General features: G+C 74.0%; 23 protein-coding genes. 11 read left to right on the top strand and 12 right to left on the bottom strand.

The genetic code is table 11. The features are described from left to right. The first annotated feature begins 111 nt into the window (after positions 1–111). The 4 genes from FIC82_RS09490 to mqo all read left to right on the top strand — a co-directional run bounded on the left by FIC82_RS09490 (position 112) and on the right by mqo (position 4,731). Positions 112–684 carry a TetR/AcrR family transcriptional regulator gene (locus tag FIC82_RS09490; RefSeq protein ID WP_168731677.1) on the top strand — a complete coding sequence of 191 codons (573 nt, stop codon included), beginning with the start codon at positions 112–114 and terminating at the stop codon, positions 682–684. Beyond that, positions 681–1,358 carry a pyridoxine/pyridoxamine 5'-phosphate oxidase gene (locus FIC82_RS09485; protein ID WP_154798381.1) on the top strand — a complete coding sequence of 226 codons (678 nt, stop codon included), beginning with the start codon at positions 681–683 and terminating at the stop codon, positions 1,356–1,358. Before FIC82_RS09490 ends, FIC82_RS09485 begins: the two co-directional genes overlap by 4 nt. Next, entirely contained in the window at positions 1,349–2,224 is an 876-nt protein-coding gene (locus FIC82_RS09480) for a maleylpyruvate isomerase family mycothiol-dependent enzyme (RefSeq protein ID WP_253691679.1), read from the top strand. Before FIC82_RS09485 ends, FIC82_RS09480 begins: the two co-directional genes overlap by 10 nt. Positions 2,225–3,210: 986 nt before the next feature. Next, positions 3,211–4,731 (top strand): malate dehydrogenase (quinone), encoded by a 1,521-nt coding sequence (mqo, locus tag FIC82_RS09475; RefSeq protein ID WP_168731676.1) that lies wholly within the window; start codon positions 3,211–3,213, stop codon positions 4,729–4,731. A 153-nt stretch (positions 4,732–4,884) separates the two neighbouring features. Here the strand turns inward: mqo and FIC82_RS09470 are convergent, their stop codons facing one another. After that, a complete protein-coding gene (locus FIC82_RS09470) occupies positions 4,885–5,301 on the bottom strand; it encodes a hypothetical protein (RefSeq protein ID WP_154798380.1) in 417 nt (138 codons plus the stop codon). Between the two features lie 90 nt (positions 5,302–5,391). On the opposite strand from FIC82_RS09470, the gene FIC82_RS09465 reads away from it, so the two are divergent. Both FIC82_RS09465 and FIC82_RS09460 read left to right on the top strand, forming a co-directional pair. Beyond that, entirely contained in the window at positions 5,392–6,345 is a 954-nt protein-coding gene (locus tag FIC82_RS09465; protein ID WP_154798379.1) for a helix-turn-helix domain-containing protein, read from the top strand. Between the two features lie 178 nt (positions 6,346–6,523). After that, complete coding sequence (locus tag FIC82_RS09460; protein WP_154798378.1) at positions 6,524–7,633, top strand: fatty acid desaturase family protein; 1,110 nt, start codon at positions 6,524–6,526, stop codon at positions 7,631–7,633. Positions 7,634–7,708: 75 nt separating this feature from the next. Here FIC82_RS09460 and FIC82_RS09455 read toward each other — a convergent pair whose 3' ends face one another. Further along, a complete protein-coding gene (locus FIC82_RS09455) occupies positions 7,709–8,539 on the bottom strand; it encodes a siderophore-interacting protein (protein WP_253691677.1) in 831 nt (276 codons plus the stop codon). Between the two features lie 170 nt (positions 8,540–8,709). On the opposite strand from FIC82_RS09455, the gene FIC82_RS09450 reads away from it, so the two are divergent. Further along, positions 8,710–8,928: an SCO4848 family membrane protein gene (locus FIC82_RS09450; RefSeq protein WP_168731675.1), complete on the top strand. Its 219-nt coding sequence runs from the start codon at positions 8,710–8,712 to the stop codon at positions 8,926–8,928. On the opposite strand, the gene FIC82_RS09445 is transcribed toward FIC82_RS09450, so the two are convergent. The 6 genes from FIC82_RS09445 to FIC82_RS09420 all read right to left on the bottom strand — a co-directional run bounded on the left by FIC82_RS09445 (position 8,915) and on the right by FIC82_RS09420 (position 13,214). Beyond that, a complete protein-coding gene (locus tag FIC82_RS09445; RefSeq protein ID WP_168731674.1) occupies positions 8,915–9,805 on the bottom strand; it encodes an RNA polymerase sigma-70 factor in 891 nt (296 codons plus the stop codon). The genes FIC82_RS09450 and FIC82_RS09445 overlap by 14 nt on opposite strands. Then, positions 9,802–10,395 (bottom strand): carboxymuconolactone decarboxylase family protein, encoded by a 594-nt coding sequence (locus tag FIC82_RS09440; protein ID WP_168731673.1) that lies wholly within the window; start codon positions 10,393–10,395, stop codon positions 9,802–9,804. The genes FIC82_RS09445 and FIC82_RS09440 overlap by 4 nt, the downstream gene beginning before the upstream one ends. A 107-nt stretch (positions 10,396–10,502) precedes the next feature. After that, the gene (locus tag FIC82_RS09435) at positions 10,503–10,754 is read right to left on the bottom strand and encodes a hypothetical protein (RefSeq protein WP_154798377.1); all 252 of its coding nucleotides are present in this window, start codon (positions 10,752–10,754) and stop codon (positions 10,503–10,505) included. Between the two features lie 98 nt (positions 10,755–10,852). After that, positions 10,853–11,542 carry a GOLPH3/VPS74 family protein gene (locus tag FIC82_RS09430; RefSeq protein WP_154798376.1) on the bottom strand — a complete coding sequence of 230 codons (690 nt, stop codon included), beginning with the start codon at positions 11,540–11,542 and terminating at the stop codon, positions 10,853–10,855. Then, complete coding sequence (locus FIC82_RS09425; protein WP_154798375.1) at positions 11,539–12,258, bottom strand: ABC transporter permease; 720 nt, start codon at positions 12,256–12,258, stop codon at positions 11,539–11,541. Before FIC82_RS09425 ends, FIC82_RS09430 begins: the two co-directional genes overlap by 4 nt. Before the next feature lie 41 nt (positions 12,259–12,299). Then, positions 12,300–13,214: an ABC transporter ATP-binding protein gene (locus FIC82_RS09420; RefSeq protein WP_154798374.1), complete on the bottom strand. Its 915-nt coding sequence runs from the start codon at positions 13,212–13,214 to the stop codon at positions 12,300–12,302. A gap of 312 nt (positions 13,215–13,526) precedes the next feature. Here FIC82_RS09420 and FIC82_RS09415 point away from each other — a divergent pair, with 312 nt between their 5' ends. Next, positions 13,527–14,630, top strand: a complete 1,104-nt coding sequence (locus FIC82_RS09415) for a sensor histidine kinase (RefSeq protein WP_154800048.1) — start codon at positions 13,527–13,529, stop codon at positions 14,628–14,630. Then, a complete protein-coding gene (locus tag FIC82_RS09410; RefSeq protein ID WP_154798373.1) occupies positions 14,627–15,229 on the top strand; it encodes a response regulator transcription factor in 603 nt (200 codons plus the stop codon). Before FIC82_RS09415 ends, FIC82_RS09410 begins: the two co-directional genes overlap by 4 nt. Here FIC82_RS09410 and FIC82_RS21080 read toward each other — a convergent pair. Genes FIC82_RS21080 through FIC82_RS09400 form a run of 3 tightly spaced genes read right to left on the bottom strand, consistent with a single transcriptional unit; the run spans position 15,202 to position 17,475 of the window. Next, complete coding sequence (locus FIC82_RS21080) at positions 15,202–15,960, bottom strand: MFS transporter (RefSeq protein ID WP_253691675.1); 759 nt, start codon at positions 15,958–15,960, stop codon at positions 15,202–15,204. The genes FIC82_RS09410 and FIC82_RS21080 overlap by 28 nt on opposite strands. Next, positions 15,893–16,525 (bottom strand): MFS transporter, encoded by a 633-nt coding sequence (locus FIC82_RS21075; protein ID WP_253691673.1) that lies wholly within the window; start codon positions 16,523–16,525, stop codon positions 15,893–15,895. The genes FIC82_RS21080 and FIC82_RS21075 overlap by 68 nt, the downstream gene beginning before the upstream one ends. Further along, on the bottom strand, positions 16,522–17,475 hold the full coding sequence (locus FIC82_RS09400) for a LysR family transcriptional regulator (protein ID WP_154798372.1): 954 nt from the start codon (positions 17,473–17,475) through the stop codon (positions 16,522–16,524). Before FIC82_RS09400 ends, FIC82_RS21075 begins: the two co-directional genes overlap by 4 nt. A 133-nt stretch (positions 17,476–17,608) precedes the next feature. Here FIC82_RS09400 and FIC82_RS09395 point away from each other — a divergent pair, with 133 nt between their 5' ends. Next, a complete protein-coding gene (locus tag FIC82_RS09395) occupies positions 17,609–18,541 on the top strand; it encodes an aldo/keto reductase (protein ID WP_154798371.1) in 933 nt (310 codons plus the stop codon). A 79-nt stretch (positions 18,542–18,620) separates the two neighbouring features. Next, on the top strand, positions 18,621–19,067 hold the full coding sequence (locus tag FIC82_RS09390) for a ScoMcrA-related endonuclease (RefSeq protein ID WP_168731672.1): 447 nt from the start codon (positions 18,621–18,623) through the stop codon (positions 19,065–19,067). Positions 19,068–19,163: 96 nt separating this feature from the next. On the opposite strand, the gene FIC82_RS09385 is transcribed toward FIC82_RS09390, so the two are convergent. Next, entirely contained in the window at positions 19,164–20,009 is an 846-nt protein-coding gene (locus tag FIC82_RS09385) for an aldo/keto reductase (protein ID WP_154798370.1), read from the bottom strand. Between the last annotated feature and the right edge of the window lie 121 nt (positions 20,010–20,130).

Genomic DNA, 20,130 nt, shown 5'->3' with positions numbered 1-20,130 from the left:
TACGACTGGACTCTCATGCCGTCCCGACCGAGCGGGACGGCGAGGTGTGACGGCTGGCGCTCCGCAGAGAGACGGCTCGACACCATACCTAGAGGTAGGTACGGTGGTCGCATGACGACGACCGACGCCCGCGAGCGCCTCGTCGCCGCCGCGCAGGAGCTGTTCTGGGCCCAGGGCGTCGGCGCGACCAGCCCGCGCCAGGTCCTCGCCGTGAGCGGTGTGGGCCAGGGCAGCCTGTACCACCACTTCCCCACCAAGCACGACCTCGCCGCCGCGGCCGTCCACGCCACGACGGCCGCCGGGCTCGACGCCGCGCACCGCGACCTCGACGCGAGCGGCTCCGCCGTCGAGCGCCTCGTCCGCTACCTCGAGCGACCGCGCCCGGCGCTCGCCGGGTGCAAGGTCGGTCGCCTCGTCAGCGACCAGGCCGTCATGGACGACGACGTGCTGGCCGCCGAGGTCCGCGCCTACTTCCGCGGGCTCGTCGACCTGGCCGCCGCCGTCCTCACGGAGGACGGGCTGCCCGACGACGCGGCCCGCGACCGCGCCCACGCCGCCGTCGCGATCGTGCAGGGCGGGTACGTCCTCGCGCGCGCCCTCGACGACCCCGACGCGATGACCGCCGCGGCCCGCGGGTTCGTCGCGCTGCTCGACCCCGGCCCGACCACCCCGGAGGACGCATGACCGAGACACCCGACCCCCCGACGCTTCGTGAGCGCTTGCGCGCACTGCCGGTGTTCGGTCCAGACCTGCCCGGCCTCGACGTCGGCTCGGCACCGGACGACCCGAGCACGCTCTTCGTCGACTGGCTCCAGCAGGCGATCGACGCCGGCCTGCCCGCACCGCACGCCGCCACGCTCTCCACGGCCGACGCGGGCGGCCGGGTCGACGCCCGGACGCTGATCCTCAAAGACGTCGACGGCGACGGCTGGGTCTTCGCGACCCGCGCCGACTCACCCAAGGGCGTGGCCATCGCGCAGAACCCGAACGCCGCGCTGACCTTCTTCTGGCGCGAGCACGGCCGCCAGGTGCGGGTGTGCGGGCCGGTCGTCCCGCTCGGCCCGGACGCGTCGGCAGCCGACTTCCTCGCCCGTTCCGGCTTCTCGCGCGCGACCGCGCTCGCGGGCCCGCAGAGCACCCCGCTCGCGTCGCGGGGCGCCTACCGGGCCGCGTGGGACGCCGCGCTCGAACGGGTGCGCGCCGAGCCGGACCTCGTGCTCGACGCCTGGACGGCCTACGCGCTCGAGCCGACGAGCGTCGAATTCTGGGCGTCCTCACCCGACGGCCAGACCCGCCTGCGCTACACGGCGTCGTCCGACGCGCCCGCCGACTGGACGAAGGAGCTCCTGTGGCCCTGACCGGAACCAGCCCGCTCGCCGTGCCCGACATCGAGGAGGTGCGTCGCGACGCGCGCGCCGCACTCGACGTCGTCACCGCCACGACGCGTGCCCTGGACGCGGCGGGCCTCGCCGGCCCGTCCGCCCTGCCCGGCTGGTCGCGCAGCCACGTGCTCGCGCACGTCACGGCGATCGGTACCGCGATGGCCCGCCAGGCCGAGCACGCCGCCCACGGTGAGCTCGTCGAGGTGTACGACGGCGGCGCCGCCGGGCGCGAGGCCGGCATCCAGGAGGGCGCACACCGGTCGGTCGCGGAGCACGTCGCCGCGCTCGAGGCCCTCGCCGAGCGCCTCGACGCCGCGTGGCCCGGTCCCGGCTCGGCCGGGTGGGACGCTCCGGTGACGTACCGCGACGGCACGGTCGCCGACGCCCTCGTCGCCTGGTGGCGCGAGGTCCGGATCCACGCCGTCGACCTCGACGCCGGGATCGGTCTCGACACCTGGCCGCGTCCGCTCGGCCTGCACCTCCTCGACTTCCTCGGGGTCCGGCTCACGGACGACGTCGTGGTCGAGGTCGTCGGGCAGCCCGCGTCCTTCGTCGTCGGCCCCGCCGGTCTCCGCACGGCGACCGAACCCGGGTCGATCCCCCACGCGGACGCCCAGGAGGAGAACGCCCCCGGGTCCGGTGCGCCGAGAGCGGTCGTCGTCCGCGGACGCCTCACCGACATCGCCGCCTGGCTCGCGGGCCGCACCCCCGCCGTCGAGCCGGTCGCCCACCGCGCCGACGCCGCCGCCTCCCTCCCCGAGATCGGCCCCTGGCCCTCCCCCTACTCCCCACCGAAGGAGAACCCCGGTCCGCCGAAGGAGAACCGCAGTCACGCGAGGTAGACCCACAGTCCGCCGAAGGAGAACGCTGGTTGCGGTGCCCGACGACGATCGGTCGCCCGCCGGGATAGGGGTCACACCGCCTGGTGCGGTCGGGCCCCCTCGACATGGTCGTGCCCGACGGCGGTGGGTCACTCGCCGTCGTCGGCGTCGCCGTCGCAAGCCCGCGTGGTCGCGTCCCAAACCCGCGTGGTCGCGTCCCGAGCCCGCGTGGCTGCGTCCGCGGCGGGGGTGGTCTCGGTGCTCGGGGCTGCCGCGCCGTCACCCCGGTCGTTCGGCCGTGGGTTCGAGGAGCGCGGCTCTGACGCCCCTTCGCATCCGAGCCCACCCCCACCGCTCGGCGATCGTCTCGCCTGAGCGGGATGGCGACGTGCCGCTCGCGATCGCCGGTGCCCCCTGGAACGGGCGCCCGTGAGGATCGGGACACCCGTGCCATGGTCAGCGAGACGCCGACCAGGTCGTCCCGGCTGGTCGAGCAGGCGACCTGGGCGCGTCCCGCGAGCACGACGCACCAAGACCACCTGCTCGACGCGACGGCGCTCCAGCCGGCGATAGTGGCGTGGCGCCGAGGTACGGCGACCCGGCCGGTCGTGCGGCGCAGGCCGGACTCAGCACCGCGGGCGGTCGCCCGGGTGAGCGACGACCAAGGTGAGACGGAGTAGGGCGGGGTGGGTGGTGGTGCCGCGTCGTGGCGGGCCTGGCGGGAGCCGCGAGGAACGAGCGGCGGATGGTAGACGCGGCACCACCACCCACCCCGCCCACCCAGGGCGACCAGACCGCCGTCGAGCACAAGAACCACGGTTCTGCCTCGACCGACCAAGGTTCTACCTCGCGCGACCACGGTTCCACCTCGGCGAGATCGGGGTCCTTCCGTGCAGGGTGAGACGTCCGGCCTGTGCCGCTCGGGACGTTCGTCCCGCGAAAGTGTGACGCACGCCCGTGACGCACCGCACACTTAGTGCACTCTTTCACAAGCGTAGAATCGGAGCGTGTCGAGTCGAGCGAGCAACCCCGCAAGCAGCGCAGACCAGATCGACGTAGCCCTCATCGGCGGTGGCATCATGAGCGCCACGCTGGGAGCTCTCCTCAAGGTCCTGGAGCCCTCCTGGACCGTGCGCATCTACGAGCGTCTGGACGCCGTGGCGCAGGAGTCGTCGAACCCGTGGAACAACGCGGGGACGGGTCATGCCGCCCTGTGCGAGCTGAACTACACGCCCCAGAAGGCGGACGGCTCGATCGACATCACCAAGGCGGTGAAGATCAACGAGCAGTTCGAGGTGTCGCGCGAGTTCTGGCACCACCTGCTCACGACGGGCGCTCTCCCGCAGCCCGCGAGCTTCATCTCCCGCACGCCGCACATGACGTTCGTGCGCGGCGCGGAGAACGTCGAGTACCTGCGCCGCCGGTTCGAGACGCTGCGCCAGCACCCGCTGTTCAGCGAGCTCGAGTTCAGCGACGACCCCGCCGTGATCGCCGAGTGGGCGCCGCTCCTCGTCGCCGAGCGCGACGAGGACGAGCCCGTCGCGGCGACGCGCGCGACGAGCGGCACGGACGTCGACTTCGGCGCCCTCACGCAGCAGCTCGTCGACTACCTGGTCTCGCAGGGCACGCAGCTCTACCTCGAGCACGAGGTCAAGAACCTCAAGAAGACGAAGGACGGCCGCTGGCGCCTGACGGTCAAGGACCGCTCGTGGAACGCCCCGAAGCGCCGCTCGACCGTCGAGGCCCGGTTCGTGTTCGTGGGCGCCGGCGGCGGCGCGCTGCCGCTGCTCCAGGCCGCGGGCATCCCCGAGGCCAAGGGCTACGGCGGCTTCCCGATCAGCGGCGAGTTCCTGCGCACCGCCAGCCCCGAGCTCGTCGCGCAGCACCAGGCCAAGGTGTACGGCAAGGCCGACGTGGGCTCGCCGCCCATGTCCGTCCCGCACCTGGACACGCGCGTCGTCGAGGGCAAGACGTACCTGATGTTCGGCCCGTACGCCGGGTTCAGCCCCAAGTACCTCAAGAAGGGCAAGTACCTCGGGCTGTTCACGTCGCTGCGCCTGCACAACCTCGGCTCGATGGTCGGCGCGGGCCTGAAGAACCTCGACCTCACCCAGTACCTGGTGGGACAGCTCCTCGCGAGCCCGGAGACCAAGTTCACGGCGCTCCAGGGCTTCATGCCGACGGCGCACCCGAAGGACTGGGAGACCATCACCGCGGGCCAGCGCGTCCAGGTGATCAAGAAGGACGAGGACGGCAAGGGCGTCCTCGAGTTCGGCACCGAGGTCATCGCCGCGGGCGACGGCTCCATCGCCGGCCTGCTCGGCGCGTCCCCGGGCGCGTCGACCGCGGTCCCCGCGATGATCGACCTGCTCGAGCGCTGCTTCCCCGCCCGCTTCACCAAGTGGCGCCCCGAGCTCGCGACGATGATCCCGAGCCTCGGCCAGGCCCCGTGGGAGGCCGAGGAGCTCGAGGGTCTCGACCAGCTCACGGGCGGCGCGGACGTCGACACCGTCGGCTCGCGAGCGTGACCACGATCTGACGCCCCTCCCCCGACGACGGCCCGGACCTCCACGCTCCGGGCCGTCGTGCGTGGGAACCCGGGTGACGCGCCCGCCCGGTCAGAGCCGCCCGCCGGTCGGCGGCCGCGTGATGCCCTCCGCCCGCGCCGATCCTCGGGACGGTCAGCGCGGGAGCGGCACACGCCGCGCCGCGCGCGCCGACGTGCTCGTTCCTGCCGACGACGGCTCGGCGGGCGTCACCGATGCCGGGAGGACGCCCCGGACGCCGTCGCGCACGGCGGGGTTCGGGACGACGCGCCGCAGCACGAGCTCGGCCGCGACCTCGTGCGCATCCACGGACGCGGGCCGGGACTCGGGCCGGGAGGCCGCTGCCCGCAGGTCGGCGTCGAGGCGCTGCGCGTCGCGGTCCCAGCGCTCGCCGTGGACCGTCCGGTCGCCCCACGCGCCCGCACCCGGCCACGCGCCGTCGGACCCCGCGGGGAACCACGGCCGCGCAGGGTCCTCGCGCCGCACCGCGAGCGCCGCGACGGTCGGGCCGACGACGAGGAGAAGAACCACCACACCCCAGAAGATGTCCATGGCTCCACCCTCGCTCCGCTCGCCTCGACCGACGAGTGGCAGGACTGACACCTCTCGACAAGATCCCGCCACGGGCGTAGCGTGCCGTGCATGGTGCGCTCCGTCGCGGCCGTCGTGTGCGACGGCCTGGCCCCGTTCGAGTTCGGCGTCGTGTGCGAGGTGTTCGGCCTCGACCGCAGCGAGGACGGCGTGCCGTCCTTCGACTTCCGGGTGTGCGGCCCCGTCGCCGGCGCCCCCGTGCGCACGTCGGTCGGGGCACTGGTGGTCCCCGAGCACGGGCTCGACGCGACCGACGACGTCGACCTCCTCATCGTCCCGGCGATCCGCATCGGCTCGCACTACCCGCCCGAGGTGCTGGACGCCGTGCGGCGCGCGTCGGCGCGCGGCGCCCTGCTGCTCAGCGTGTGCTCGGGCGTCTTCCTGCTCGCCGCGGCCGGGGTGATCGAGGGGCGCCGGGTCACGACGCACTGGATGCACGCCGACGAGCTGCGGCGGCAGTACCCGAACCTGGACATCGACCCGGACGTGCTGTTCGTGGACGACGGCAACCTCGTCACGAGCGCCGGGACCGCTGCCGGGATCGACGCGTGCCTGCACCTCGTCCGGCGCGAGCTCGGGGCGAAGGTCGCCAACACGATCGCGCGGCGCATGGTCGTGCCGCCGCAGCGCGACGGCGGCCAGCGCCAGTTCGTCCAGCGGCCGGTCCCGGAGTGCGCGGAGGACTCGTTCGCCGAGCTCCTCGAATGGATGACCGAGCACCTCGACGAGCCGCTCACCGTCCGCGACCTCGCGCGGCGCGCCGTCACCTCGGAGCGTACGTTCGCGCGCGCGTTCGTCGCCCAGACCGGGACGACGCCGCTCGCGTGGCTGACGTCGCAGCGCGTCGCGCACGCCCAGGCTCTCCTCGAGGAGTCGACGCTGGACCTGGAGGAGGTCGCACGTCGCTGCGGGTTCGGGTCCGCGGCACTCCTGCGGCACCACTTCCGCCGCGCGGTCGGCATCACGCCGACGGAGTACCGCCAGACGTTCCGCTTCGCGGCCTAGCGGCCGGCCGGCCGGGAGACGCCCTGCCGACACCGCACCACGAACTCCTGCGCGGCTTCTTCACCCCCCGCGCTCGCGCGTGCAACCTACGGTCCCGTAGGGTGGGGTGATCTGCACCACGAGCACCCGCTCACCTCCGCGGCTGGGAAGTCGACACCGACACCCTGCGAGGCCGCACATGACCTCTGCCGCAGTGCGCCCGGGCTTCCGGGCCACCCGCCCCCGCACCGACGAGCCCGGCGCCGTGACCAGCACGTACAGCGCGCTGTCGCGCACCGTGCGCGACGCCGGGCTGCTCCACCGCACGCACGGCTACTACCTGTGGACGCTCGCCGTGCTGACCCTCGCGCTCGGCGGGGCCGTCGCGGGGTTCGTCCTCCTCGGCGACTCGTGGTTCCAGCTCCTGATCGCCGGGGCGCTCGGGCTGATCTTCACCCAGTTCGCGTTCGTCGCCCACGAGGCGTCGCACCGGCAGGTCTTCACGTCCGGACCGGCGAACGACCGCCTCGGTCGCACGCTCGCCAACGGCGTCGTGGGGATCAGCCACTCGTGGTGGATGAACAAGCACACCCGCCACCACGCGAACCCCAACCAGCGCGGCAAGGACCCGGACATCGCCCCGGACGTCGTGGTCTTCCTCGACGAGGACGCGGCGGCTGCGAAGGGCTTCCGGGCCGTGATCAACCGGTACCAGGGCTGGCTGTTCTTCCCGCTGCTCACGCTCGAGGGCCTCAACCTGCACGTCCAGGCGTACCGCTCGCTCCTCGCGGGCGGCCGCAAGCGCGGCAACGTCCGGGCCCGCGTCGTGGAGCTCGTGATCCTCACGCTGCGCCTGTCTCTCTACGTCGGCGCGATCTTCTGGGTCCTGCCGCTCGGCCTGGCGTTCGCGTTCCTCGGGGTCCAGCTCGCCGTCTTCGGCGTCTACATGGGGGCGTCGTTCGCGCCGAACCACAAGGGCATGGCGATCATCCCCGAGAACACGAAGATCGACTTCCTGTCGAAGCAGGTCCTCACGTCGCGCAACATCCGCGGCGGCTGGTGGATGAACATCCTCATGGGCGGGCTCAACTTCCAGATCGAGCACCACCTCTTCCCGAGCATGCCGCGGCCCCACCTCGCCCGGGCGCGCGAGATCGTGCGCGAGCACTGCGCGAACCTCGGCCTGCCGTACACCGAGACCAGCCTCGTGCAGTCGTACGGCATCGTCGTGCGCTACCTCAACCGCGTGGGCTTGTCCGCGCGCGACCCGTTCGACTGCCCGATGTTCCGCCAGCTCCGCAAGGTCTGACGCGGCACGGGCGCGCCGTCGAGCCTGCGGGCCCGACGGCGCGCGGACCGGTCGGACCGACCTCGCCGCGGCCGGTCAGGCCGACGCGGCGTGCCCGTGCCGCCAGTACCCGACGAAGTCGATGGTGGTCTTCGGCACGCCCCGGTCGTTGACGAGGTGGCGCCGCACCCCGGTCGCGAGCGCCGCCTCCCCCACCGCGTACGCGTAGACGGGCCCCGACGGCAGGTCCGCCGACCGCACGGCCTCGAGCGCCAGCGCGCCGGGCAGGAGCGCGTGCGGGTCGGTGCCCGCGGGCGCCGCGTCCTGGCGCACGACCCAGCGCAGCTCGACCCCGGCGGGGACGCGGAAGTCCTGGGCGTCCGCCGCCTCGGGGATCTCGACGATCGCGAGGCCGCGCGCGTCGTCGGGCAGGGACTCGCAGATGCCGGCGACGGCGGGCAGGCCGGTCTCATCGGCGACGACGAGCGTCCAGTCGTGCGGGACGCGCGGGTTGTAGCCGACGCCCTGGTCGAGCAGGCCGACGCGGTCCCCCGGCTGCGCGGACAGTGCGAACGACGACGCGGGACCGGCGTCACCGTGCACGACGAAGTCGACGTCGATCTCGCGCAGGTCGGGCCGCGCGGCGCGCACCGTGTAGTTGCGGACCCAGGGGCGGCGCGCCTTGGGCGTCGCGAGGTACTGGACGTACCACATGCCCGACGTGCGGGTGGGCAGGCGCAGGGAGTCCTGGTCGTCGCGGGTCAGGAACAGCCGGAACCACTGGTCGTAGCCCATGGGCGTGAAGAGGTCCATGCCCTCGCCGCCGAGCGTGACCCGCACGACGTTCGGGCTCACCCGCTTGCTCCCGACGACGTCGAGCGTGACGACGTGGGCGTCGGTGGGCTTGACCATCTTGAAGGTGGCCACCTGGGGCTCCTCGGTGTGCGGCCCGGGACCGGGCGGACGGCGGCCCCGCGACCACGGTGACCGTCGGCAAGGGTAGCCTCACCTGACCCTCGGAGTCGATGTGGTCGATCCCACAGGCCGCACGGTCCGTCCCGTCCCGGGAGGCCGCCACCCGCTGTCATGCTCGTCGCGTGGAACTCCCCGTCGTCTGGTCGGTCGTCCTGCTCGTGACGGCCGCGTGGAACCTGCTCATCTGGCCCCGCTTCCTCCAGCGCATCGCCAAGGACCCTCGTGCGCGTGACGCCGAGGGTCGCGCGACGCGCTTCCTCACGGTGCACGTCGCGCTCATCGCGATCTCGCTCGCGCTCGCCCTGGCCGTCGGTGTGCTGGGCGTCCTCACGCTCGTCTGAGGCCCGCCAGCCGCTCCGGGTTCCGGAACAGCAGGACGCGGGCGACCCGCTCCCCGTCGTACTCGACGGCCGCCGCCATGACGGTCTCCCCGTCCACTGTCCACACGCCGCCCAGCGCGCCGTTCACGAGGGCGGGCTCGTACGCCATCGCGATCGTCTCGGGCTTGGCCGCGAGGCCGACGAGCATGCGCGCCACCTTGTCCGCGCCCGCGACGGGTCGCAGGGCCGACCGCGCCTTCCCGCCGCCGTCGCTCACGACGACGACGTCCGGCGCGAGCGTCTCGACCAGCGCCGCCGTGTCGCCCGTCGCGCACGCGACCATGAACCGCTCGACGGCGGCACGCTGCGCATCGTCGGGCGGTGTGAACCGCGGGCGGCGCGCGCGCACGTGCTCGCGCGCGCGGTGCGCGGTCTGGCGCACGGCCTCGGGCGCTCGGTCGAGCCCGGCCGCGATCTCGTCGTAGGGGAGGTCGAAGACCTCGCGCAGCACGAACACGGCGCGCTCGAGCGGGCTCAGCGTCTCCAGGACGACGAGCAGCGCCATCGACACGTCCTCCGCGCGCTCGACCTGCAGCGCCGCGTCGGGCGTCGTCAGGAGCGGGTCGGGCAGCCACGACCCGACGTACGTCTCGCGCCGCGCCCGCAGCGTGCGCAGCCGGTCGAGCGCGAGCCGGGTCGTGACACGCACCAGGTAGGCGCGCGGGTCCAGGACGTCCGAGCGGTCCGCGGCCGACCAGCGCAGCCACGCCTCCTGCACGACGTCCTCGGCGTCCGCCGCGGAGCCCGTCATCTCGTAGGCGACCGTGAAGAGCAGGCGCCGGTGGGCCGCGAACGGCTCCAGGGCCGCCTCGACCGGTGGGGTCGCGTCGTCGCTCACCCCGCCAGCCTGCCAGCCGTCCCCGCCGTGCGCAGGCCGCCCGCGAGCGGGATCTCGCACCGGTCGCTGAAGCCCTGGCTCGACAGACCCAGTGCCGCGTTGATCCGGCTCCGCAGGTTCTCGAGCGCGACGAGGGCCGTCAGCTCGACGAACGCCGGCTCGCCCAGGTCGTCGACCAGGGCCGCAGCGAGCTCGTCCGTCACCGTCGGCGGGGTGGCGGTGGCCGCCTCGGCGTACTCGAGCACGCGTCGCTCGGCGGTGGTGTACGCCTCGCTCTCCCGCCAGGCGGGGACGTCGTGGAGCTTGCGCGGGTCGACGTCGTCGTGCTCGGACTCCCAGTAGCCGAAGTCGACGCACCACGAGCAGCCGATCCGGACGGCCGTCGCCATGACCGCGAGCGCCGCGAGCGCCGGGTCGAGCGCACGCCAGCGCGCGACGCCCGCCTCGAGGACGCAGTAGGTGGTCGCGACGCGCGGGTTGTGCCCGACGGCGGCGAGCGGCTCGAGCACGGCGCCGTACCGGCGCCGGGAGAGCGCGGCGAGCGTGCGGTTGAGCAGGGTCCGGGGCGGGTCGAGCGAGATGCGGGCCACGAGGGTCTCCTCCCGTCAGCCGGCGCGGTGCGCGCCGGTCGAGCGACTGGTCGACCATCCAGACGCGTCCCGGACGCCCCGCGTGACATCCGGGCGGGTGACCTGCGTCACGGGCGGTGCGCGCGCTTCTCGTTGCCGCGACGGTAGTTCCCCGTGGCCCGGGCGAGCAGGAGCTGGACCTCGCCCTCGTCGTCGCGGGCCACGGCCCGCTCCAGGGCCTCCGCGAGCCGGTCGGCCGCCGTCCCCGCGACGGTGACGACGACGCGCCCGCCGCGCGAGACGCGGACGCGGCCGTCCTTGGTCACCTGGTGGTCGAACGGGTCGGGGAACGGGTCCGGGGGTGTCGGGGGGCTCGCCATCACGCCACGCTAGGGGCGCCGGACGGGCGGCGCACCCCCTTTCCCAGCGCCCCGCTCTCGACGCCCCCTGCACAGCCGACCGGGCGGAGGGAGCGCCGTCAACGACCGCCCGCCGTCGAGACGCTGACCGCGGCGACCGCGCTCGCGGCGGCGACCGCGGCTGCCGTGCGGGTGACCGCCGACGCGACCGCCTCCGGTCCCCAGTGGCCGACCTCGAGCTCCTTGGCCCGTGTCACGGTCACCGACGTCCAGGGCAGCGGCGGCCGCAGGGACGGCAGGGCACCGCTCGCGGACAGCAGCCCGACGATCGCCGCGGTCCGCGCGTCCGGTGCCTCGCCGTCCTCGAGGACCCGCCGGATCCGCGCCCGGAGGGCGGCCTCGTGCTCCTCGTCCGCGGCCGGCCAGCGCGTGCTGCGGAACAGGCCGAGCACCGTGCGCTCCTCGCGCCGGACGAGGCCACGGGCCGCGAGGCGCTCGATCACCTCGCGCCACAGGTCGGCGCCGATCGCGACGAGCAGCGGCTGGACGCGCTGGGTCTTCTCGGCGATGGTGTCGTACGCCGACTGGAGCAGCGGGTCGGGCAGCGGACCCTCGCCCGCCGGGGAGACGCGCGGGCCGTTGAGGACCCCGGACTCGTCGACCTCGATCCGGCCGAGGAGCGCGAGCTCGGTGAGCACGGCCCCGCCAAGCGAGTAGTAGAGCGTCCCGGCGGCCTGGATGGATGCCCCGTCGTCGTCCAGGAGCAGCAGCATGAGGTCGTCGACGATCAGCAGCTCGCGCGCGCTCATCGCCGAGGCTCCCAGCGGAACATCCGCGCCGCGAGCGCGACGGCCACGACGACCCACGCGACCGTCGGGACGAGGAGCAGGAGCGCGTCGGTCAGCGGGACGCCGCCGTTCCAGGCCGCCACCACGAGCTCGGTGGCCGCGCCGCCGGGCAGCGCGCGCTTGAGGGCCGCGAGGTCCTGCGTGCCGGTGATCCCCACCCAGCTCGCGACGGCGATCGTCCCCAGGCTCAGCGGCAGGGTCGTGACCTGCGCGTGCTCGGGCGAGGTCGTCACACCGGCCGTCGCGACCCCGAGGGCGAGCATCATGACGAAGGTCGCGACGACCGCGACGACGACCAGCAGCGCGTCCGCCGGGGCACCGCCGACCGCAGCGAAGACCGCGAGGATCACCGCGATCTGGACGACGGCGATCGCGGCGACGGGCAGCACGAGGCCGGAAAGGATGGCCGCGTCGCCCGCGGCGGTCGAGCGCAGCCGCTTGAGGAAGAGGTCCTGACGGCGTCCGGCCAGGGTGGTCACGGTCGTCGCGTACAGGGTGAACGCGGCGATCGTGAAGACGAGCACGGCCGCGACGTAGCCGAGGCTGCCGATCCGTGCGAAGACGTCGCGGTAGCCGATGAAGAAGATGCTGGCCGCGACGGGCATGAGCAGGCTGGTGACGAGCACGGCCCGGTTGCGGACGAGCTGGACCAGCTCGCTCTGCGCGATGGGAAGCATGGGTTCTCCTGGGGTTCAGGTCGACGAGCGGGGGACGGCGGTCACGCCGCGACGTCCGCCGGCTCGTTGCCGACGGCGCGGAAGACGTCGTCCAGGCGGGTGGGGGCGGCGGACAGTCCTTCGAGCGCCACGTCGCCCGCGGCCGCCCAGTCGAGCAGGTGCTTGAGGTCTCGCTGGAGCTCGAACGTCTCGATGGCCCACGACCGGTCGCCGAGCGGGGCTGCCTGCCTCGGGGGCGTCGGGGCGTCGGGCGGGAGGGAGAAGCGGATCGACGCGGGCAGGGAGCGGGTCAGGTCCGCGACGGTCCCCTGGCGACGGAGGGTCCCGCCGTGCATGAGACCGATGCGGTCGGCGCGCTGCTGCGCCTCCTCGAGGTAGTGGGTGGTCAGCACGACCGTCGCGCCGTCGTCGCGCAGCTGCTGGACGGTGTCCCACAGGGCGTCTCGGGACTGGATGTCGAGACCGGTGGTGGGCTCGTCGAGGAAGATCAGCTCGGGGCGGCCGTAGACGGCGGTGGCGAAGTCGAGCCGTCGCTTCTCGCCCCCCGAGAGCTGGGCGACCCGGGTCTCGGCCTTGTGCGGGAGGTCCACGAGGCCCAGCACGCGCTCGGCCGAGTCCTCGCGCCCGGACAGCCGGCCGATCAGCCGGACGGTCTCGACGACGGTGAGGTCGGGCGCGAACCCGCTCTCCTGGAGCATGATGCCCGTGCGCGGGCGTACGGCGCGGCGGTCGGTCGGGGCGGAGCCGAGGACGCGGACCGAGCCCGACGTCGCCCGGCGGTGGCCCTCCACGACCTCGAGCGTCGAGGTCTTGCCGGCGCCGTTGGTCCCGAGGAGGGCGTAGAGCTCGCCGCGCTCGACCTGGAACGACAGGTCCTTCACGGCGTGGAAGTCGCCGTACGCGACGCCGAGCCGGTCGACGTCGATCACGGGAGTGGTCGCAGGGTGGGGAGTCATGGCTCCATCAGACTCCCGACGGCCCGGCGTGCCCAGTGTCGTGCCGTCAGGTTCTCGACGTGACGTCCCGGACCCCTCGGGCATGACGTGGTGTCACTGGCCGAGCCCGCGACGGCGACCGGATACTGGGAGGCAACCCTCCCTCGAGACAGCGAGCCGCCCATGGACGACCACCGCGCTCCCGCCGGGCCGGGCGCGCCGACGACGGCGCGTCCGTGGCCGCGAGGGGCCGGCCGGACGAGCAGCCCGGAGGCCACCCGAGGGGCACAGCGGGGCACGCCCCGCCGGTTCCGTCGGCTCAACCTCGTGACGATGCTCCCCCTGCTCGTCGCGGTCGGCGTGCTCCTGATCGCCCGGCAGGCGCAGACCTGGGCCGACGCCCTCGTGCTGGGTGCCGGCCTGGTCGCGGCCCTGGTCGCGTTCGAGCGGTGGACGGCCGGCGACGTGCTGCGCGTGGCGCTCCCGTGCCTCGTCGTGTCGGCGGCGGTCTGGCCGTACGGCGTGCTCGCGGTCGGCGGCGACGTCCAGGGCGCGTACTACGCGCTCGCGATCGTGGCCTGCCTGGTGGTCCCCGAGCTCCCGCGCCGCCGGGCCCAGGCGGCGGTCGCGGTCGGCGCGTACGTCGCCGCCGTGGGCACGTGGGGCCTCCTCGCCGACGGCGCCCCGACGGCGGGCGGCCTGGTCTCGCTCGTCATCATCCCTACGGGCTTCACCGTGGCGCTGATCGGCCTGCGGTACCCGAACAAGGGGTTCTACGACGTCGTGCGAGAGCTCGAGGAGGCCCGCGAGCGCGAGGCCGAGCTCGCCGTCGTCCGCGAGCGGATGCGCTTCGCGAGCGACCTGCACGACATCCAGGGCCACACGCTGCACGTCGTGAAGCTGAAGATCGCCCTCGCGCAGCGACTGGTCACGAGGGACCCTGCCCGGGCGGAGCAGGAGCTGCGCGAGACGTACGACCTGGTCGGGGAGACGATCGCGCAGGCGAGAGAGCTCGCCTACGGGCAGCGCCGGCTCAACCTCTCGGCCGAGCTCGAGAACGCGCGCCACCTCTTCGAGGCGGCGGGCATCCACGTCCGGGTCGACCGGCCGCCGGACCTGGGCGAGCGCGCCGACGACCTCCTCGGGCAGGTGCTGCGCGAGACGACGACGAACGTCCTGCGCCACTCGCGGGCGACGCTCGTGCACGTCGCGGTGACCGGGGACGGTCTCACCGTCGTCAACGACGGCGTCGTCGACGACGACGACGGGCAGCCGACCCTGCGGGGGCTGGCCGCGCTGGCCCGGCGGGTGTCCGACGACGGGGGCGAGCTCACGGCCGAGGTCGCCGACGGGCGGTTCCGGACCTCCGTCAGGCTCCCGGCGCCGGGACGCACCGCCCGTCCGTCCGGCGCGGGCCCGGGAGGCGGGGCCGGATGACGACGATCGTTCTCGCCGACGACGAGGTCCTGCTCCGCAGGGCGCTCGCGTCGCTGCTCCCGCTCGTGGGGGACGTCACGGTGCTCGCGGAGGCGGTCGACGGCGACGACGCCGTGCGTGCGACGCTCGCCCACCGCCCCGACGTGCTCGTCATCGACCTCGAGATGCCGGGGACGGACGGACTCGCCGCCGTCGCCGAGATCCGCCGCGCCCTGCCCGAGCAGGTCATCCTCATGCTCACCCGGCACGCGCGGCCCGGGGTGCTGCGCAAGGCCCTGCGGCTCGGCGTGCAGGGGTTCGTGAGCAAGTCCGCCGACCCGACGCACATCGCGGAGGTCCTGGCGGCGCTGCACGCGGGCCGCCGGTGGGTCGACCAGGACGTCTCCGCCGCGGCGATCATCGACGACGTCCCGCTCACGGACCGCGAGCTCGACGTGCTGCGCGTGACCCGCGAGGGGTACTCGGTCGCCGAGATCGCGGGACGCCTGCACCTCGCGCAGGGCACGGTGCGCAACTACCTGTCGAGCGCGATGCAGAAGACGCAGACGCGGACCCGGCACGAGGCCGCCCGCTACGCCCGCGAGCGGGACTGGATCTGACGAGCGTCCGCCCCGGCGTCGCCGGGCGGCGGAAGGTCGGTGCCGCGACCGCGCCGCACGAGGTTCGCGAGCGGCGACCAGCGCGGCACCCAGCGCGCGAGGGCCGCCGCGGACCCCGCGCCGAGGAGCGACGTCGCCCACACCCCGGCGGCGAGCGACCCGAGCGCCGCCCCGGCCGAGAGCACGAGCGGGCCGAGTGCGTCACCGGTGTCCTGGAACAGCCGCCACACGCTGAGGAAGGTCGGGCGCACGTCCGCGGGCGCGACGTCGGCCCCGAGCGTCATGACGATGCCCGAGCCCATGCCGTTGCCGACGCCGAGCAGCGCCGCGACGACCGTGACCGCGACGACGGTGTGGGCGAAGGGCAGCAGCGCGAGCGCGAGCGCCATGGTGAGCATCGACGGCACCGCGACCCAGAGCCGGCCGAACCGGTCCATGATCTTCCCCGCCGGGTAGAAGAGCAGCATGTCGAGCGCGCCGGAGACGCCGAAGACGAGCGACGTCACCTCGGCGTCGAGGCCCAGGTGCTCGCCCCACAGCGGGATGACCGTCTGCCGCGCACCGCGCACCGCGCTGAGCAGCAGGATCGCGACGCCGAGCGTCGCGAAGAGACGCCGGTGCTCGCGCACCACGCGCGCGATGGTCACGCGCGGCCCGCTCCGTTCACGCCGCACCCGGGCGTGCTCGCGGCCGGACCCGTCGTGCGCCGCCGGACCCGGTTCCGGGCGCACGACGGCGAGGATCACCACGGCCGCGGCAGCGGCCCGCACCGAGCCAGTAGGCGCCCCGCACGTCCGTGGCCGCGATGACGGCGGCCCCGGCGAACGGGCCGAGGAAGAGGCCGATGCGGTGCACGCCCGCGAGCGTGGACAGGACGCGCGCCCGCCGCAGCGGCGGGGTGATCTCCGTGAGGTACGCCTGGCGGGCGAGGTTGAAGACGGCGGTCGACGCCCCCAGGGCGAGGACGCCGGCCGCGAGCCCCCACAGGTTCGGCGTGAGGGCGACCGTCGTGAACGCGACGACCGCGACCCCGCCCGCGAGCAGCATCGCCGTGCGGTCGCCGAGCCGCTGGGCCAGGGCCCCGGCCGGGAGGTCGAAGAGGATCTTGCCGATCGGGACGAGTGCCGCGACGAGCCCGGCGACCGTGAGGCTCGCGCCACGGCCCGTCGCGGTGACCGCGACGACGGGCAGCATCGCCCCGATGCCGATCTCGAGGACGAGCGTCGGGACGAACGCGCCGAGGACGACGCTGCGGAGCGGGAAGAGCGGTGCGTCGGCGCCCGCGGGCGGGGTCACCGCACCTCCGCCACGACCTCGACGCCGGCGGTCTCGCCCTCGGGTCGCACCACGTCGACGCCGCGGCACGCGGGCGCGTCGGCGAGGAGCTCGAGCAGCTGGGGGGCGGCGGACGCCGCGCTGTCCCAGCGCCCGGTCACGACCGACACGGTCCAGCTCGGCGCACCGCCCTCCGGCAGCGCGAGCGTGACGAGGCGTTCGGCCTGCGGCTTCGCGGCGACGTGCCGCGGCACGAGCGCGATGCCGAGCCCGCGGTCGACGAGCTCGAGGAGCGTGTGCACGTCGTTGACGGAGCACCGCACGCGGCGGTGCACGCCGTGCGCGGCGCACGTCGCGTCGTTGACGGGGCGCGCGCCCCACGACGGGTCGAAGTCGACGAACTCCTGGCCGGAGAGGTCGGCCCAGTCGACCCGGCCGCGCGCGGCGAGCGGGTGCTCGGGCGCGCACACGAGCACGAGCGGCTCGCTGCCCAGCACGGTCTGCGACAGCGGGCCCAGGTGCTCGGTGGTCGCGACGAACGCGACGTCGAGGTCGCCCTCGCGCACGCGCGCGAGCAGGTCGTGCGAACCGGCCTGCGCGAAGTGGATCTCCACCTGGGGGTAGCGGCGGTGGAAGCGTTCGAGCAGCGTGGTGACGTCGACGACGCCGAGGCACTGCTCCGAGCCGACGCGCAGCGACCCGGAGAGGGCACGCGTGGCGCGGACGACCGCGTCGCGGCCCGCGGCCGCCTGCGCGAGCATGGACCGTGCGTGCGGCAGCAGCGCCAGGCCCGCCTCGGTGGGCTCGACGCGACGCGTCGTGCGCGTGAACAGGCTCGCGCCGAGCTCCTCCTCGAGGCTGCGCACCGCGGCGGACAGGCCCGACTGCGAGACGCCGACGAGCTGGGCAGCACGGGTGAACTGGCGCTCGTCGGCGAGCGCGACGAGGTACTCCATCTGCCGAAGGTCCATTGATGACTCACATTTCTTTATCTCATTGCTGACAATCGTTGGACTTCTAGGTTATCGCTTCCTAGGCTCGCACCGGTCGGGACCCGTCACACCCGACCGGCCGTCCGACACCTTCGACGAAGGAGCTCCACCGATGAAGACCTTCACGTTGCCCGGCACGGACCTCGTCGTCCCGAACGTCGTGCTCGGCCTCATGCGCATCCAGGACAAGACCGACGACGAGGTCCGCACGCTCGTGCGCACCGCACGCGACGCCGGCATCACGTTCCTCGACCACGCCGACGTCTACGGCACCGACCTGCACGGCTGCGAGCGCCGGTTCGCCGAGGCCCTCGGCCTCTCCCCCGCCGAGCGTGCGGAGTGGGTCATCCAGTCGAAGGCCGGGATCGTGCGCGAGGGCCCGTACTTCGACTATTCGTACGAGCACCTCGTCGCGTCCGTCGAGGGGTCGCTCGGCGCGCTGCGCACGGACTATCTCGACCTCCTCCTGCTGCACCGACCCGACGCCCTCGTCGAGCCCGAGGAGGTCGCGCGCGCGTTCGCCGACCTGCACGCCGCGGGAAAGGTGCGCGCGTTCGGGGTGTCCAACCACACGCCGGGCCAGATCGAGCTGCTGCGCCGGTACGTCGAGCAGCCGATCGTCGCGAACCAGCTCCAGCTCTCGATCACGCACGCGCCGGTCGTCGCGCAGGGCGTCGCGGCGAACATGCAGGGCCTCGACCAGTCGATCAGCCGCGACAGCGGGATCCTCGACTACTGCCGCCTGCACGACATCACGGTCCAGGCGTGGTCGCCGTTCCAGGCGGGGTTCTTCACCGGAGTGTTCCTGGGCTCGCCGGAGTACCCGGAGCTCAACGCCGTGATCGACCGGCTCGCCGCACGCTACGAGGTGCCGCCGATCGCGATCGCGACCGCGTGGATCACGCGGCACCCGGCACGGATACAGGTCGTGCTCGGCACGACGAACCCCGAGCGCGTCGCGGGCGCGGCCCTCGGCTCCGAGGTGCCGCTGACGCGTGCAGAGTGGTACGAGCTGTTCCGCGCGGCGGGCTACACCATCCCCTGACGGGCGCGCCCGGATGCCGGTGTCGGAGGTCACGCGCCGTCCGTCCGGGCCGCCGTGCGGGGCGGTCTAGGCTCGTCCCGTGGCAACCTTCTCGGCAGTGACCCGGCAGCACATCCTCCAGGCGATCGCGGACTGGGACGACCGGGGCCGGGACGCCTTCCTCGGGGTCTACGGGTTCACCGCGACCCCCGGCACGCCCCTCCTCCACGAGGACCGCGCCTACGACGCCCAGGCGATCCTCGGCGTCGCGCACCGGTACGCGACCGGCCGCGTCGCGACCGCCGAGGAGTTCCGCAACAGCCCCGTGGGCGTCGCGGACCTGCTGCGCAAGCGCGGCTTCGACGTGCCGGGTGCGGCGCCCGCGGCGCCGGCGCCCGCCCGTCGGACCGCGGCGAAGGCCGCGACCGCACCCCGCACCCCCCGCAAGACGACGCCGCGCGCCTCTGAGCCCGAGAAGCCGCCGGCCGTGTGCCCCACGTGCTTCACGGTGCTGCCCGCGACGGGCATCTGCGACGACTGCGGCTGACCGGGTCTCCTCCCGCGCACGACGAGGGGCGCCGTCCGTCCGGACGGCGCCCCTCGTCGTGCTGCGAGGTGCCCCTGAGGGCCGCGGGCGACCGGGTCAGTTGACCTCGGACGGGTGCGCGCTCACGCGGCCCGAGCCGTCGCCCGTGTCGAGGGCGTCGATCGTCGCGACCTCGTCGGCCGTGAGCTCGAAGCCGAAGAGGTCGATGTTCTCCGCCATGCGCTCCTTGCGCGACGACTTGGGGAAGACGATGAACCCGCGCTGCAGGTGCCAGCGCAGGACGACCTGCGCCGGGGTCACGCCGTGGGCCTCCGCGGCGTCGACGACCGCCTGCTTCTCGAAGAGCGGGTACTTGCCCTGGCCGAGCGGTCCCCACGCCTCGATCTTCGTGCCGTGCGCGTCGGCCCACGCGAGGACGTCGCGCTGCTGGTACGCCGGGTGCAGCTCGATCTGGTCGACGGCGGGGACGACACCGGTCGCGGCGACGATCCGGTCGAGGTGCTCGGGCAGGTGGTTGGACACGCCGATCGAGCGCGCCAGGCCGGCGTCGCGGATCTCGATCAGCTTGGCCCACGCGTTCGTGTACTGGTCCTGGGCGGGCGCCGGCCAGTGCGTGAGGTACAGGTCGACGAACTCGAGGCCGAGCTTGTCGAGGCTCTCGCGGATCGCGTCGTGCGGCTGCTCGCCGGACTGGCGGTCGTTCCAGAGCTTGGTCGTGACGAAGAGCTCGTCGCGCGGGACGCCGCTCTTCGCGATCGCGGCGCCGACGCCCTCCTCGTTGCGGTAGATCGCGGCCGTGTCGATGTGGCGGTAGCCGACCTCGAGGGCCTCGCTCACGGCCTTCTCGGCCTCGTCCGGCGGCACGAGGAAGACACCGAAACCGAGCTGGGGGATGGTGTGCCCGGAGTTGAGCGTCACGGTGGGGACAGAGGGAACGGTCATGCCCTCCAGCGTAGGAACCGGCCGTCGACGCGTCCAACGACTGCCGCGCATGCGACTCAGAGCCCGCAGGCATGAGTCGCACGCGCAGGAGCCCGGTGGCCGCCCCGGTCGGACGCGGGAC

This window comes from Cellulosimicrobium protaetiae (genome assembly GCF_009708005.2).
Classification (GTDB): Bacteria; Actinomycetota; Actinomycetes; order Actinomycetales; family Cellulomonadaceae; genus Cellulosimicrobium; species Cellulosimicrobium protaetiae.
Note: the sequence above shows the minus strand (reverse complement) of the source record. Positions and strands in the feature narration are given on the sequence as shown.